Annotated in this window: 14 protein-coding genes; 3 read left to right on the forward strand and 11 right to left on the reverse strand. The window is 56.7% G+C overall.

Features of this window, described 5'->3' with window-relative positions; translation table 11 throughout:
• Positions 1-212: 212 nt before the first annotated feature.
• Positions 213-692 carry a hypothetical protein gene (locus Q3970_RS07070; RefSeq protein WP_303099881.1) on the reverse strand — a complete coding sequence of 160 codons (480 nt, stop codon included), beginning with the start codon at positions 690-692 and terminating at the stop codon, positions 213-215.
• A 154-nt stretch (positions 693-846) separates the two neighbouring features.
• On the opposite strand from Q3970_RS07070, the gene rsgA reads away from it, so the two are divergent.
• Positions 847-1,713 (forward strand): ribosome small subunit-dependent GTPase A, encoded by an 867-nt coding sequence (rsgA, locus tag Q3970_RS07075; RefSeq protein ID WP_303099882.1) that lies wholly within the window; start codon positions 847-849, stop codon positions 1,711-1,713.
• A gap of 241 nt (positions 1,714-1,954) precedes the next feature.
• Here rsgA and Q3970_RS07080 read toward each other — a convergent pair whose 3' ends face one another.
• Positions 1,955-3,118 carry a benzoate/H(+) symporter BenE family transporter gene (locus Q3970_RS07080; RefSeq protein ID WP_303099883.1) on the reverse strand — a complete coding sequence of 388 codons (1,164 nt, stop codon included), beginning with the start codon at positions 3,116-3,118 and terminating at the stop codon, positions 1,955-1,957.
• A 321-nt stretch (positions 3,119-3,439) separates the two neighbouring features.
• Here Q3970_RS07080 and Q3970_RS07085 point away from each other — a divergent pair, with 321 nt between their 5' ends.
• Positions 3,440-4,519, forward strand: a complete 1,080-nt coding sequence (locus Q3970_RS07085; protein WP_303099884.1) for a calcium:proton antiporter — start codon at positions 3,440-3,442, stop codon at positions 4,517-4,519.
• An 85-nt stretch (positions 4,520-4,604) separates the two neighbouring features.
• On the opposite strand, the gene Q3970_RS07090 is transcribed toward Q3970_RS07085, so the two are convergent.
• The 7 genes from Q3970_RS07090 to arsC all read right to left on the reverse strand — a co-directional run bounded on the left by Q3970_RS07090 (position 4,605) and on the right by arsC (position 10,781).
• The gene (locus Q3970_RS07090; RefSeq protein ID WP_303099885.1) at positions 4,605-5,033 is read right to left on the reverse strand and encodes a hypothetical protein; all 429 of its coding nucleotides are present in this window, start codon (positions 5,031-5,033) and stop codon (positions 4,605-4,607) included.
• Between the two features lie 239 nt (positions 5,034-5,272).
• Positions 5,273-5,836 (reverse strand): biotin transporter BioY, encoded by a 564-nt coding sequence (locus tag Q3970_RS07095; protein WP_303099886.1) that lies wholly within the window; start codon positions 5,834-5,836, stop codon positions 5,273-5,275.
• Between the two features lie 213 nt (positions 5,837-6,049).
• Positions 6,050-7,300 (reverse strand): UDP-N-acetylglucosamine 1-carboxyvinyltransferase, encoded by a 1,251-nt coding sequence (murA, locus tag Q3970_RS07100; RefSeq protein ID WP_303099887.1) that lies wholly within the window; start codon positions 7,298-7,300, stop codon positions 6,050-6,052.
• A 172-nt stretch (positions 7,301-7,472) separates the two neighbouring features.
• Positions 7,473-8,204 (reverse strand): tRNA pseudouridine(65) synthase TruC, encoded by a 732-nt coding sequence (gene truC / locus Q3970_RS07105; protein ID WP_303099895.1) that lies wholly within the window; start codon positions 8,202-8,204, stop codon positions 7,473-7,475.
• A gap of 148 nt (positions 8,205-8,352) precedes the next feature.
• Positions 8,353-9,528, reverse strand: a complete 1,176-nt coding sequence (locus tag Q3970_RS07110; protein ID WP_303099888.1) for a phosphoglycerate kinase — start codon at positions 9,526-9,528, stop codon at positions 8,353-8,355.
• A 159-nt stretch (positions 9,529-9,687) separates the two neighbouring features.
• Positions 9,688-10,347 (reverse strand): YdcF family protein, encoded by a 660-nt coding sequence (locus Q3970_RS07115; protein ID WP_303099889.1) that lies wholly within the window; start codon positions 10,345-10,347, stop codon positions 9,688-9,690.
• Between the two features lie 77 nt (positions 10,348-10,424).
• The gene (arsC, locus tag Q3970_RS07120) at positions 10,425-10,781 is read right to left on the reverse strand and encodes an arsenate reductase (glutaredoxin) (protein WP_303099890.1); all 357 of its coding nucleotides are present in this window, start codon (positions 10,779-10,781) and stop codon (positions 10,425-10,427) included.
• 172 nt (positions 10,782-10,953) lie between these two features.
• Here arsC and Q3970_RS07125 point away from each other — a divergent pair, with 172 nt between their 5' ends.
• Positions 10,954-11,424 carry a TlpA disulfide reductase family protein gene (locus Q3970_RS07125; protein WP_303099891.1) on the forward strand — a complete coding sequence of 157 codons (471 nt, stop codon included), beginning with the start codon at positions 10,954-10,956 and terminating at the stop codon, positions 11,422-11,424.
• Between the two features lie 189 nt (positions 11,425-11,613).
• On the opposite strand, the gene efeB is transcribed toward Q3970_RS07125, so the two are convergent.
• Both efeB and efeO read right to left on the reverse strand, forming a co-directional pair.
• Positions 11,614-12,885 carry an iron uptake transporter deferrochelatase/peroxidase subunit gene (gene efeB, locus Q3970_RS07130; RefSeq protein WP_303099892.1) on the reverse strand — a complete coding sequence of 424 codons (1,272 nt, stop codon included), beginning with the start codon at positions 12,883-12,885 and terminating at the stop codon, positions 11,614-11,616.
• Between the two features lie 81 nt (positions 12,886-12,966).
• Positions 12,967-13,892: iron uptake system protein EfeO (efeO, locus tag Q3970_RS07135; protein ID WP_303099893.1), on the reverse strand; the 926-nt coding region annotated here is incomplete at its 5' end.

The raw sequence follows: 13,892 nt of genomic DNA on the forward strand, positions 1-13,892 counted from the left end.
GCCGCCTGAAAGATTTTTTTCAGACGGCCTTGCTTTGAATTATGGTTTATGGCGGATTTAATTGCTTCGATACAAGGCAGCAAGCCGCAGGCAGTACAAGCAATACGGAACCGGTTCTGTTGCCGCTTTGGCTGCTTGCAAAACCGTTCCCTTTGAGCTTAGGCGCAATAACGCCGTAGCGGAAGTTAAGTTAAGCCGCTATAAACTGCCGGCTACCGCTTGCTTTGGGCTGCCAGCCAGCCTGCTACGTCTTTGCCCAAGGTATTGGCGGTGCGGTAGAGCACCGAGCATGATCTTTTAAATCCGCCGAACATGCCGCCCGTCGAATGTCGTTTGAAGGTGGTTTTATCCGATTCTTTGCCGTTTTGATAAAACCCGCCGCTTAACGCCATGCCTTTCCAATGCCCTATCATGGCGCCGCCTATGCCGGTGGCCGAGTCGATTTCGATTTTGGCATAGGTGCTGTGGCTTTCGTAATTGGGGCTGCGTATTACGGTGATGCCTTTCTTGGCCGCATGTTTGGCGATGGATTCGGATAATATGGTGCCGGTTTCAGTGCATTGGGATGTAATCCGGGGGCTGATATTATGGCCTTCTTTATAAGGAATCTGCTCAGCAATATGGATTTCGGCCGCGGCGGCGGGCAGGATGGCGAGCGGGGCGGTGATAAAAAGGAAAACGTTTTTCTTCATGATGGATCCTGATTAGAGTGGAATAATAATCATAGGCTGCCTATTATAGCTCAACACAGAATGCTGCCTTGGTGGGTTTTGTCTATAAAATTTTTATTTTCAGACGGCCTGAATCCTCCTGTAGAATAAATTTTTTGTTTCTGTTTTGCCGCTTATGCCGGATACCGCTCAAATTATTGCCAGTTACGGCCGCCGTTTTATCGTGCGCACGCCTGCAGGTGCCGTTTTCGAAGCCACCGCCCGCAAAAAACGGGTGGATTTTGCCTGCGGCGATTGGGTGCGCATCAGCCCCGTTAACAGTGAGCAGGCGGTAATCGAAGATTATCTGCCGCGCCAAAGCCTGCTCTACCGGCAGGACGCTTGGAAAACCAAGCTGATTGCCGCCAATGTGGACAAGCTGTTTATCGTAACCGCCGCCGTGCCTGCCCCGAATGAATTGCTGCTGCAGCGGGCGATGCTGGCGGCGGAGGCGGCGGGCATTGATGCGGCAGTGGTGGTGAATAAGGCCGACCTGCCCGAAACAGCGGCTTGGCGTGAAAAATTAAGTTTTTACGAATCATTGGGTTATCCAGTTATCGAAACCTGCGCGTTGGATAACGCCGACAACCTAAGGCCGCTGATGCAGGGGTACACCAATATTTTTCTGGGGCAGAGCGGCATGGGCAAATCCACGCTCACCAACGCGCTGTTGGGCAGCGATGCCGCGCGCGTGGGCGAAATTTCCACCGCGCTCGATTCGGGCAAACACACCACAACACACGCCCAATTGTATGATTTGAATGAAGAAACCAAGCTGATTGATTCGCCCGGCCTGCAAGAGTTCGGCCTGCACCATCTGGACGCGGCGCAATTGCTGCGCTATTTTCCCGACCTGCGCCATCTGGCGGGGCAATGCCGCTTCCACAACTGCACCCACCGCGCCGAGCCGGGTTGCGCTGTAAAAAACGCCGCTGAAGCAGGTGCAATCCGCGAAACGCGGCTGGCGTTTTTGCAGCGGATTACCGACGAGCTGTTGCGTTAGGGCTTGCGGGATATCTTTGAATGAAAAACTTAAGGCCGTCTGAAAAATTTTCAGACGGCCTGGATATATAGTTGAACCGCTTATTTGGTATCCGTTCCGTCAAGCCCGGGCTTGATCCGAATATCTGTTATTTTTTACGGAACAAAAAGATACTCGGGTCAAGCCCGAGTATGACGCGAACAGGGTATTTATGACGTAAGCAGGTGATTTCAGACGGCCTGAAAACCATTGCCTGGTTATGTTATTTCGCCGTTTTCAGATTCAGATGGTAAACCGCCAAACCCAGCACCAGCCCCCAGAATGCGCTGCCTATGCCCAAGAGCGTCATGCCCGATGCGGAAGCCAGCAGCGTTACCAATGCCGCTTCGCGCGAGCTTTCGTGCTGCCAGGCGGCGGCGAGGTTGGCTTGCAGGGTGCCGAATACGGCGATGCCGGCCAGCGCCGCCATCAGTTCGGCGGGCAGGGCGGTGAACATGGCCACGGTTACGCCGCCGGCAGCGGCCATCAGCAGGTAAATCACGCCCAGCAGAACGGTGGCCAGATAGCGCCGTTCGGGCTTTTTATCCACATCGCTGCCCATGCAGATGGCGGCGCTGATGGCGGCCAGATTCACCATAAATGCGCCGAAGGGCGCGGCCAGCAACGAAGCGGCGGCGCTGCTTTCCACCAGCGGGCGGGCGGGGGTTTGGTAGCCGTAGCTGCGCAAAATAGCCATGCCCGGCACGTTTTGCGTGGCCAGCGAAGCGATAAACAGCGGCACGGCCACGCTGACGATATGCCCCAAATGCAGCCCGGGGCTAACCCATTCCAACACGGGGTTGCGCCAAACCAGCCGCGACCAGTCGATCAGCCCCGCCCATGCCGCATAGCCGAAGCCCGCCGCCAACATCAGCAGGATGCTGTAACGCGGCAGGCGGATTTTGGTTAAGAAAAACACCGCCAGCATAATCAGCACCAGAGCCGTTTGGCTGCCCATGGCGCCGAACACGCGGCTGCCGAAATTAATCAATATGCCCGCCAGCATCGCCGCCGCCAGCGGGGCGGGAATCATACGCACCAGGCGGTCGAACCAGCCGAACGCCGACACCAGCCACATCGCCGCCGCCGCCGCCATAAAGCCCGCCACCGCATCGTTCAGCATGATGCCTTCCAGGCCCGCCAGCACCGCCGCGCCGGGCGTGCACCAGGCAATCATCACGGGTGTTTTGTAGCGCAGGCTCAGGCCCAAGGTAAGCACGCCGCACACCAGCGCCAGCGCGGTAAACCACGACACAACTTGTGCGGGTGATGCGCCGAAAGCCAGCGCGGCTTGGTAAATAATCACCGCGCTGCTGCCGTAAGACACCAAAAACGCGGCAACGGCGGCGGCAAAATGGGAGGCGGAAAAATCGGCAAGCTTGGGCATAAGCAAAACGGCGGTTGTCGGACGAAATACGTTTATAACATAAGCACAGCCGTGATTGGCAGACTGAAACCTTTGAAAATTCTAATCCGAGACCTTTGCAAAATTCTTTTAGGCCGTCTGAAACATCCGATTATCGTCATACCCGGGGATGGCGGCAGTCAGCCGTTTCAGACGGCCGCACCGCGCGGCGTTTGCAAAATCGTTGGAAAATGCAAACGGCGGCATGGCGCTTGTTTGATAAGTTTATGAAAAATAGGCCGTTGCCCGTTATAATATGCGGCTTTTCCACATATTTTCATTCTAACAGGATATCCGTTATTTATGGCTTCACACCCGCACACACAACTTCCCTGGTGGTCGCTCGCGCTTCCCGTTTTGGCCTGGGGGCTTTATTTCATCGGCATTAAAGACAGCGGCTGGCTGCAAATCGGCGGCGGCGTTTTGCTGATCGGCAGCGTGCTCTCGGCGGTGCACCACGCCGAAGTGGTGGCGCACAAGGTCGGCGAACCTTTCGGCACGATTATTCTGGCGCTGGCGATTACCATTATCGAAGTGGCACTGATCGTGTCGCTGATGGTGGCCGGCGGCGACAACGCCGCCTATCTAGCGCGCGACACGGTTTTTGCCGCGATTATGCTGATTTTAAACGGTATTTTGGGTGGTTGTCTGTTAATCGGCGGCCTGAGGCACCGCGAACAGTTTTTCGGCCAGAAATCGGCCACCACTGCGTTGGTTACGCTGGTGGCCATTCTCACGCTCACGCTGGTGCTGCCCAATTTCACCACCAGTACCGAAGGCCCCACCTACAATGCCGCGCAGCTCATGTTTGTGGCCGTTGCCTCGTTGGTGCTGTACAGCTCGTTTATCATGGTGCAGACCATACGCCACCGCGATTATTTTCTTGCCGACGACGACGATCAAAGCCATCATGCCGACCCGCCTTCGGCCAAAGTGGCATTTACCAGTTTGGTGTTTTTGATTGTCTGCCTGGGCATTGTGGTGTTGCTGGCCAAAGCGCTTTCGCCCGCCGTTGAAGCCATTGTGGCCGATTTTGGCGCGCCCAAAGCCTTGGTGGGTGTGATTATTGCCGCCGTGGTGCTCCTGCCGGAAGGCTTGGCCGCACTTAAAGCCGCCCACCGCAACCGCCTGCAAACCAGCATCAACCTGGCTTTGGGTTCGGCACTGGCCAGCATCGGCCTGACCATTCCCGCCGTGGTGGTGGTGTGCCTGCTGTTCGACATCAATATGGTTTTGGGTTTGGACTTAAAATCGATGGTGCTGTTGGCGCTTTCGGTGTTTACCGTGATGCTCTCGCTCAACCACGGCCGCACCAATATGCTCTACGGCGTGGTGCTGCTGGTAAGTTTGGCGGCGTATGTGTTTACCGTGATTGTGCCGTAACCGCCGCCCCGTCTTTTTCGGGCAATGCCAAAGGCCGTCTGAAACAAGCTTTTCAGACGGCCTTTAAGCAGGAATCATAAAATTTTTAACGGTAAACATACCGTATCACTTCGTTTTTGCGTGTTCCTTTAATCCGGATTGTCAGCACGGTTTGCACACTGTCGGCTGCCAGCGTGCCGAAATAGCGGTCGGGCGCGCAGAGGTAGGGTTGTTTGCATACGATTTCGCCGCCGTGTTCTTGAAAGGTGAAAATCCGTTGGAAGCGTTGTTCGCGGTAATGGAAAAATGCCAAACCGCCCTCTTCCAGCAGCCACTGTTTGTCATCGCGGCAGATGCGGCCGTTGTCCAGGCGGAAACGGTCGCGGAAAGTCAGCAGCATGCCGCTTTGTCCGACCGAAGTTTCTCCCCTGCCGCTGCAATTCCAGCCCATTTGCGAGCCGTTAAGGCTGGAAGATTCGAAAAGCAGGGTTTCGGTTCGGCTGAGTTTTTGAAAAATATCGGATAATTTCTGCATGTTATACGCAAGGCCGTCTGAAACATTGAAGCGGAACCCGTGATTCCGCTTCAATGTTTCAGACGGCCTTCAGCCTTAGGGTCTGTTGACAATTGACCGGCGAAGCGGTTTTTTGAGGCAAAAAGCGCGTATGCAAGGCAAAAAGCGCAGCAAGGTTGGACACCTTGCGAGCATTTTTAACGCCGCAGACGGGGATTTTTGACCAAAAACACCGCCGTTGCGTTAATTGTTAACAGGCCCTAGAGCTTTTTGAAGAAACGGTAGGTCGGCGATACCAGAAACGCCGCAGCAACGGCTTTAATCAAATCGCCTGCAACAAACGGATACAGGCCGTATTCCAATACTTTGCCGGAACCGACAAACAAAGACAGCTGCGCCAAACCCAGCGCATACATCACGGCAGTTGCCAATGCCGCTGCGGCAATGCTTTTCCAAACCGATTTCAGCACGCCTTTGTCGCTGAACCAGCCCAAGATAAAGGCCATGGCGGCAAAGCCGAACAGATAGCCGCCGGAGGGGCCTGCCAATACGGCAAAACCTGCCTTACCGTTGGCAAATACCGGCATGCCGAGCGCACCTTCCAACAAATACAGCAACACTGCCGCAGTGCCGGCTTTGCGGCCGAGGGAAAAACCTATCAGTGTAACCGCCAGGGATTGCAGGGTGATGGAAACAAACGGCAGCGGAATCGAAAATTGGGCCATAACCGCGATCAGGTTTGCGCCCAAAACCGTTTTCAGCCAGAACGCAGTGTTCTGATGGCCGTCTGCCCAATGTCTTACAGCATTTACTTGATTAATCATTTTATTTTCCTAATAAGTTAAACGGAGACCCGTGCACGGCGGGCGGACGGGCTATTTTAAGGGTGATTGCTCTAAAATAAAAGGTTTCAGGCTGCTGGTTTCCAGAAAGCCGCTGCAATTTAGTGATTCCGTTATACGGGTATTGCGGCCGTGAAGCTGAAAAAGCCGGATTCTGCCGTTTGCAGAACCCGGTTTCTTTATCCGGTCGGATAATCAGGAAATCCGCTCGATTTTCGCGCCCACTTGGCCGAGCTTGGTTTCGATGTGTTCATAGCCGCGGTCAAGGTGGTAGATACGCTCGACGATGGTTTCGCCGTCGGCCACCAAACCGGCCATCACCAGGCTGGCCGAGGCGCGCAGGTCGGTGGCCATCACGGTGGCGCCGGAAAGTTTTTCCACGCCTTTCACCACGGCGGTATTGCCTTCCGCCGTGATGTCGGCGCCCATGCGGTTGAGTTCGGGAACGTGCATAAAGCGGTTTTCAAAAATGGTTTCCACCACTTTGCCCGTGCCTTCTGCCACAGCGTTGACGGCCATAAACTGCGCCTGCATATCGGTGGGGAAACCGGGGTGGACGACGGTGCGGATGTCCACCGCTTTGGGGCGTTGGCGCATATCGATGGAAATCCAGTTGTCGCCAGCTTCGATAACGGCACCGGTTTCCGCCAGTTTTTCAAGCACCGCTTCCATGGTGTTGGGCGCGGCGTTGCGCAGCACGACTTTGCCGCCCGTCATGGCGACGGCGCACAAAAACGTGCCTGCTTCGATACGGTCGGGCACCACGCTGTGCTCGCAGCCGTGCAGCTCTTTCACGCCTTCCACCGTCATCACCGAAGTGCCGATGCCGCTGATTTTCGCGCCCATTTTGACCAGGCATTCGGCCAAATCCACCACTTCGGGCTCGATGGCGCAGTTTTCCAAAACGGTGGTGCCTTCAGCCAAAGTTGCAGCCATCAACAGGTTTTCGGTGCCGCCTACGGTTACCACGTCCATCACCACGCGCGCGCCTTTCAGACGGCCGCGGGCTTTCACATAACCGTGTTCGATGGTGATTTCGGCACCCATCGCTTCCAGCCCTTTCAGGTGTTGGTCGACGGGGCGCGAGCCGATGGCGCAGCCGCCGGGCAGGCTCACCTGCGCTTCGCCGAAGCGGGCGAGCGTGGGGCCGAGCACCAGAATCGAGGCGCGCATGGTTTTTACCAATTCGTAAGGGGCGACGGTATTGTTGACGGTGCCGCCGTTGATTTCGAATTCGTGCACATTGTCGGTGAGCACGCGCGCGCCCATGCCTTGCAGCAGTTTCTGGGTGGTTTTCACGTCGCGCAGCATGGGCACGTTTTTCAGGCGCAGGGTGCCGGCGGTTAACAGGCCTGCGCACATCAGCGGCAGCGCGGCGTTTTTGGCGCCGGAAACGGTGATTTCGCCGTTTAACGGGCCGTTGGCGGAAATTTTGAGTTTGTCCACAGTGGTTCTTCCGGTAAACGCAGGCTTCGGGCGGCCTGCGGGTTGTGTTGCGGTAAACGGGCGATTATAAAAGATTTTTTAAATATTAGGCGCGGTTTTTGACGAACAGCGCGTAAAGCGTTTCAGACGGCCGTAAAGTAGTTTTGTAAGGCTCCAACTTGGTTCTGCATTGTTACTCCACCGGTAAACCCGCCCAGCCGAAGGCTTCGGCCACCCGCTGCCATTGTTCGTCTGCATCGGCGCGCACGGTAACGGTTCGGCCGTTTTCGGGGCTTTGGAACACCAGTTCGCGCGCGTGCAAGAGCAGGCGGGTGGCGCCGGTGCGTTCGGCCACGGCGCGGTTTTGGGCGTTGTCGCCGTGGGTGGTATCGCCCACGATGGGGTGGAAAATGTGTTTCAGATGGCGGCGCAGCTGGTGTTTGCGGCCGGTGTGCGGGGTGAGTTCCAGCCACGAATAGCGTGAAGTGGCGTAGCGCTTGGCCGATTGGAAGGGCTGCTCGGTGAGGGCGAGGCAGCGGTAGTCGGTAACGGCGTTTTGGGCGGGTTTGCCGGGGTCGGCAAAGGGGTCGGCGATTTTGTCGGCTTCTTCTTTGAGCGGGTAGTCGATGCGGCCGCTGCCGTGTAAATGGCCGCGGACCACCGCCCAATAGCGTTTTTGCACGTTTTTCCGCTCGAACTGCTGCGTGAGGGAGCGGGCGCTTTCTTTATTGAAGGCAAACAGTAAAACGCCCGAGGTGGGGCGGTCGAGACGGTGGACGGGGAACACATGGCGGCCGGTTTGGTTGCGCAGGGTCTGCATCACGAACACGGTTTCGCGGCTGTCGAGCCAGCTTCTGTGCACCAGCATGCCGGCGGGTTTGTTGACGGCGGTGCAGAGGCTGTCGCGGTAGAGGATTTCGAGCATGGTCGGGTTTTCAAGATTCATGCAGACATTTTAAAACAGTTGTTTCTGAAATACCCGCCTTCTTTGCCCTCTCCCACGGGAGAGGGAATAATAAAGATAGCAGGCCGTCTGAAAGGTTTCAGACGGCCTGCTTGCGTTCAAACGCAGCTTAAGCGCGTTTTTCGAGCACGGCCACGGCGGGCAGTTCTTTACCTTCCAAGAATTCCAGGAAAGCGCCGCCGCCGGTGGAAATGTAGCTGATTCGGTCGGTTACGCCGAATTTGGCAATCGCCGCCAGCGTGTCGCCGCCGCCGGCAATCGAGAAGGCGGGGCTTTCGGCGATGGCTTTGGCCAGCACTTCGGTGCCGCCTGCAAACTGGTCGAACTCAAACACGCCCACGGGGCCGTTCCACACGATGGTGCCGGCCTGTTTCAGGGCGGCGGCCAGCGCGGCGGCGGATTGGGGGCCGATGTCGAGAATCATGTCGTCTCCGGCCACGTCGTCGATGGCTTTAACGGTGGCTTCTGCGTCGGCGGCGAAGGCTTTGGCCACCACCACATCGGTGGGCAGGGGCACGCTGCCGCCTTTGGCGGCCATTTTTTCCATGATTTTTTTGGATTCTTCCACCAAATCGTGTTCGGCCAGCGATTTGCCGATGGGCTTGCCGGCGGCCAACAGGAAGGTGTTGGCGATGCCGCCGCCCACGATTAATTGATCAACCTTGTCGGCCAGGCTTTCGAGAATGGTGAGTTTGGTGGAAACTTTGCTGCCGGCCACGATTGCCGCCAGCGGGCGGGCGGGGTTTTTCAGGGCTTTGCCCAAGGCATCGAGTTCGCCCGCCATCAATACGCCCGCGCAGGCCACAGGGGCGGCTTGGGCCACGGCTTCGGTGGACGCTTGCGCGCGGTGGGCGGTGCCGAATGCGTCGTTGACGAATATGTCGCACAAGGCGGCGTAGGCCTTGCCCAATTCCGAATCGTTTTTCTTTTCGCCTTGGTTGATGCGCACGTTTTGCAGCATGGCGATTTCGCCCGCTTTGAGCGCGGGTTTGTTGTCGCGCCAGTCGTTCAGCACTTTCACCTCTTTGCCGAGCAGGCCGCCCAAGTGCGCGGCCACGGGGGCCACGTCGTCTTCGGGGCGGAACTCGCCTTCGGTGGGGCGGCCGAGGTGGGTCATCACAATCACCGCCGCGCCGTTGTCCAAACAGTATTTGATGGACGCGAGCGAGGCGCGGATGCGGGTGTCGTCGCTGATTTTACCGTCTTTAAACGGCACGTTCATGTCGGCGCGGATGAGTACGGTTTTGCCGGATACGTTTTGGTCGGTGAGCTTCAAGAATGCCATGGCAGGTTTCCTTTGCGGAGAATGGGAAAAATCGGGGTTTATTATGCGCGAAGAGCGGTTTGGGGTAAAGCCGCTGCGGTTGCGGGCTTGATTTGCGTCATGATTACAGTGGGTTACATGAAAAGGCCGTCTGAAAAGGCTGCGGGCCGTGCACGGCGGTTATCTCAAGCCGAAAAATGCCAGCACGCTGTTACCCCAGCGTTCGAAATAATAGAGGAACAGCGCGTAACTTTCCTGCAATAAAAACTTGGTTTTTTTGCGCGATTCGCTGTAACGGGTGGTGGGGGTGGCCGAGGTGTAGGCACTTAATTCTAAATCTTTGGCAATGGCGGCGGCGCGGGCGGTGTGGTAGGGGTCGCTGACGATGATGATGGTGCCGATGCCGTTGGTGCGCAGCAGCGGGCGCACGTTATACAGGTTTTCATAGGTGTTGCGCGATTTGTTTTCAAACAGGATGTCGCGCGCGGGCACGCCTTGTTTGATGGCGTAGCGGCGGCCGACTTCGGCTTCGGTCATAAAGCCTTTTTTGGGGGTGCCGCCTGTGAACACCAATTTTTCCACCCGCCCGCTCTGGTAAAGGGCGATGCCGTGGTTGATGCGCTCTTGAAACACGGGCGAGGGGCGTGTGCCCCATGCGGCCGCACCCAGCACCACGGCGGCATCGGCGTGTACATAGGCGGGCAGGGTTTGGTTGCCGGTGCGGTAAACCGACCACACGCAGCAGGCAAATGAAAATGCCACCAGCAGCAGGCTTAAAACCAAGCCGTGCAGAAAGTGGTAGCGTAGGCCGTTGCGGCTGCGTAGGGCGGGTGTGTGCATAGTTTCCGGTTGGTTAAAGCGGGTTTTTCAGACGGCCTTTGCGTTTCAAACGGCAGGCCGTCTGAAAGGGTGTTTTTTTACAGCAAAGCTTCAATGTTTTCCAGCGGCCTGCCCACCGCCGCTTTGCCGCCGGCCACCACAATCGGCCGTTCTAAAAGTGCGGGGTGTCCGGCAATGGCTTTAAGCAGGTCGTCGTTGCTCAAAGCAGGATTGTCCAGTTCCAGTTCGCGGTAGAGCGCGTCTTTTACGCGCATCATGCTGCGGGGCGAATCGGCGCCGAGTTTGGCGAAAATGCCCTGCAGCTCTTCAAGCGAAGGCGGGGTGTCGAGATAGTTCACCACTTTTGCGTCTATGCCGCGCACGTTCAGCATCAGGCGGGCGGCGCGGGATTTGCTGCAACGGTTGTTATGGTAGAGTGTAACGGTTTTCGGCATGGCGGTTCCTTAATATTTGAACGGTTTTTCTGATTGTAAACCAATCTTTACGTATTGTTCCAGCCATATTTTGAGTAAAATCAAAAAGTTTTCGATATGAGTGCGGCATGGGGCGGCAAGGCCGCGTAAAAGGTTACAATGCTGCCGGAACGGTTTCGAAAAAGGAAATATTATGAAAATCTTATCTGCCTTGCTGCTGGCCGCTGCGTGCGGCACCGCTGCGGCCTCCGGGCTGCAGAGCTGGGATAACGGCACGCCCCGGCATATTGCGTCGCTCAAAGCCCCCGTGCGCGTCATCAACCTGTGGGCAACCTGGTGCGCGCCCTGCCGTAAAGAAATGCCGGCCATGTCGGCATGGTATAAAAAGCAGAAAAAAGGCAGTGTGGATATGGTGGGCATCGCATTCGACAGCCGCGAAAACATTGCCGGGTTTCTCAAACAAACGCCGGTGGCCTACCCTGTTTGGCGCTACACCGGCAACGACAGCCGCGGCTTTATGAAAGGTTTCGGCAATACCGTGGGCGGCCTGCCCTTTACCGTGGTGGAAGCACCCAAATGCGCTTATAAAAAAACGGTTTTGGGCGAGGTAACGGCAGAAAAGCTCGACCGGGCGCTGGCAGAGGCGCGGGCGAAGTGCGGTTAGTGCGGTTATGGCTAAACCGTTTGTTTTAGTAACAGTTCCGTCATACCCGATCCTAACCCGAGTATCTCCTTTTCCTAAAAATTTCTGAAATCCAAAAAGATACCCGGGTCAGGCCCGGGTATGACGTGTGTACTTTTTCTCAAGCGGATTTTCCGTTGCGTTGAATGTCGGCAGCCCCTGCAGACGGCATCAGCCGAACAGCAGCCCCTGCCCGAAAAAGCCGCCTTTTTCCGTGCCGGGCAAAACGAAGAAATAGCCGCCGCCGAACGGGCTGACGTATTCTTCGAGCGGCTCGAAATCGAGCAGTTTCTGCACGAAGATAAAGCCGTCGGCAAGGTTGGCCTGGTAACAGATAAATATCAGGCCGACATCAAGCTGGCCGTTTTTGGCCAGGCCGCGCGAATAGTTGAAAGGCCGTCTGAAAAGCCGGTGTTTTTTCAGAAAATCGGGGTTGCGCGGGTTGGCCAGCCGCATATGGCTGTCTTTGGGGATGGTTTTGCCTTCCGGGTCGCGCGCGTAATCGGGCGTGTCGTGTTCTTTTTTCATGCCCAAAGGGGCGCCGCTGTATTTTTCGCGCCCGAAAATGGCTTCTTGTTCCTGCAGGGGCGTTCTGTCCCAGAATTCCACAAAATGGCGGATGATGCGTACGGCCTGATAGCTGCCGTTTTTTGTCCATGCCGGTTCGTTCAGGCTGTTTTCGGCGATGCCCGTCCACAACACATCACCGGCAGTTTCAGGGTTTTGCACGTTCGGGTTGGCGCTGCCGTCGCGGAAACCGAACAGGTTGCGCGGTGCACTGCCCGGTTCGGTTTTGGGCAGAAAGCCCTCAATGCTCCAGCGGGTGGTGAGCAGTTGGGCGGTGTGTTTGATGATGTCGCGCAGGGCGTTTTGGCAGGTTTCGGGGGTGAAGGCGCAGATTTGCAGGCTGATGTCGCCGTCGCACCATTCCGGCTGCAGGCGGTCGTTGGGGAATTTTTTCATTTCCTGCAAATGACGGGGTTTTTTTTCTGCCAGGCCGAAACGTTCGTCAAACAGGCCTGCGCCTGCGCCGACGGTAACGGTGAGGCCGTCGGGGCGCACGGTTTTGCCGAGTATGCCGCTGCCGGCGGGCGGCAGTTTGGCGTCGCCGTCGTTCAATTCGCCGCCTTGGGTTAGAAATTCGATGCGCGAAGTGAGGATGCGCAGCAGGTTTTCCAGCTCTTTAACGGTTTTGGCGGTTACGTCGAACGCGGCCATAATGGCAAATTGCTGGTGCGGGGTGGTAATGCCCGCCTGATGCGTGCCGTAGCAGGGGTAGCTTTGTTCGGAATGCTGTCGTTGTGCGGTTTCCTGTTTGGTTTTGCCCTGTTTTCCGCCCCACACGAATCCGCCTGCGGCGGCAATGCCGGCTGCGCCTGCGGCGGCGGCAGTTTTCAACAGGGTGCGTTTTCCGGGTTGGGCGGGCGGGCGGTTGTTTGGCATGGTTTTTCCCTATCTTGAGTTTATTATGTTTCAGACGGCCTCAATTTGCTTTGAAGGCCGTCTGAAAGTTTTTAATTCAGGTTAATTCAGGCCTAAAGTGCCGCGCAGTTGCGCCAAATCTTCGGCCAGCGTGTTAATCGGCGCCTGCAGGGTTTTGCGGTCGGCTTCGGTGAGCTTGTCGTAGGGCTCGAAACCGTTTGCGGTTTTGTATTTCGCCAGAATTTCATTAATCTGCTTGAAGTTGGCATCAGCTTTATCAAGCAGCGCCTGATTCTTTTCGGCAATCATCGGGCGGAACAGTTCGACGATTTTCTGCGATCCTTCGACGTTGGCCTGGAAGTCGCTCAAATCGGTGCGGCTGTAACGGTCTTCTTCGCCGCTGATTTTGGTGGCGGCCACTTCTTCCATCAGCACGGCGGCGCCGCCTACAACCTTACTCGGCGGGAAGGTGAGCGCGTCGATTTCGGCCTGCAGCTTTTTCACGTCGGCTTCGAGTTTGCCGGCTGTTTCTTTCACGCCTTCGGCGGAGTTTTCAATCCACAAGGCGTGTTCGATGCGGTGGAAGCCGGTAAATCCGGGGTCTTTCGGGCCTTGTTTATAGTCGTCTTCGCGCGCATCGATGGCGGGATCGAGTTCGTTGAACAATTCGGCAATCGGCTCGATGCGCTCGTAGTGGGTGCGGGTGTCGGCAAACAGGGATTTGGCTTTTTCCACCTCGCCCGCTTTCACGGCGGCAACGAATGCGGCGGTTTTGGCAACCAGCTCTTTGGCTTCGGCCTGAACATAGGCTTTATAGTCGGCCAGCGGCTGGGCGAGTTTTTCCAAATCGGCTTCGCCGCCGGCCTGTTTGAAGCCGCTGTCGGTAACGGTGAGCTTGCCGCGCGGGTTGTTTAAGAGGCCGCAGGTCATGGCGTATTCGCCGGGCAAGAGGGTAACGGTCATTTTGTCGGAAAGGCCGGGGGCGATGTTTTCACGTTCGTCCACCACCATCACGCCTTTGAGGATTT

Origin of the sequence: Neisseria sp., assembly GCF_030530745.1 — a bacterium.
Lineage (GTDB): Bacteria > Pseudomonadota > Gammaproteobacteria > Burkholderiales > Neisseriaceae > Neisseria.

Excerpts from the sequence above, each read along its gene's own strand:
- Q3970_RS07125 (WP_303099891.1), top strand. The coding sequence starts at position 10,954 with ATGAAAATCTTATCTGCCTTGCTGCTGGCCGCTGCGTGCGGCACCGCT.
- Q3970_RS07115 (WP_303099889.1), bottom strand. The coding sequence starts at position 10,347 with ATGCACACACCCGCCCTACGCAGCCGCAACGGCCTACGCTACCACTTT.
- Q3970_RS07095 (WP_303099886.1), bottom strand. The coding sequence starts at position 5,836 with ATGATTAATCAAGTAAATGCTGTAAGACATTGGGCAGACGGCCATCAG.
- arsC (WP_303099890.1), bottom strand. The coding sequence starts at position 10,781 with ATGCCGAAAACCGTTACACTCTACCATAACAACCGTTGCAGCAAATCC.
- Q3970_RS07110 (WP_303099888.1), bottom strand. The coding sequence starts at position 9,528 with ATGGCATTCTTGAAGCTCACCGACCAAAACGTATCCGGCAAAACCGTA.
- efeB (WP_303099892.1), bottom strand. The coding sequence starts at position 12,885 with ATGCCAAACAACCGCCCGCCCGCCCAACCCGGAAAACGCACCCTGTTG.
- rsgA (WP_303099882.1), top strand. The coding sequence starts at position 847 with ATGCCGGATACCGCTCAAATTATTGCCAGTTACGGCCGCCGTTTTATC.
- truC (WP_303099895.1), bottom strand. The coding sequence starts at position 8,204 with ATGCTCGAAATCCTCTACCGCGACAGCCTCTGCACCGCCGTCAACAAA.
- Q3970_RS07090 (WP_303099885.1), bottom strand. The coding sequence starts at position 5,033 with ATGCAGAAATTATCCGATATTTTTCAAAAACTCAGCCGAACCGAAACC.
- Q3970_RS07070 (WP_303099881.1), bottom strand. The coding sequence starts at position 692 with ATGAAGAAAAACGTTTTCCTTTTTATCACCGCCCCGCTCGCCATCCTG.
- Q3970_RS07085 (WP_303099884.1), top strand. The coding sequence starts at position 3,440 with ATGGCTTCACACCCGCACACACAACTTCCCTGGTGGTCGCTCGCGCTT.
- Q3970_RS07080 (WP_303099883.1), bottom strand. The coding sequence starts at position 3,118 with ATGCCCAAGCTTGCCGATTTTTCCGCCTCCCATTTTGCCGCCGCCGTT.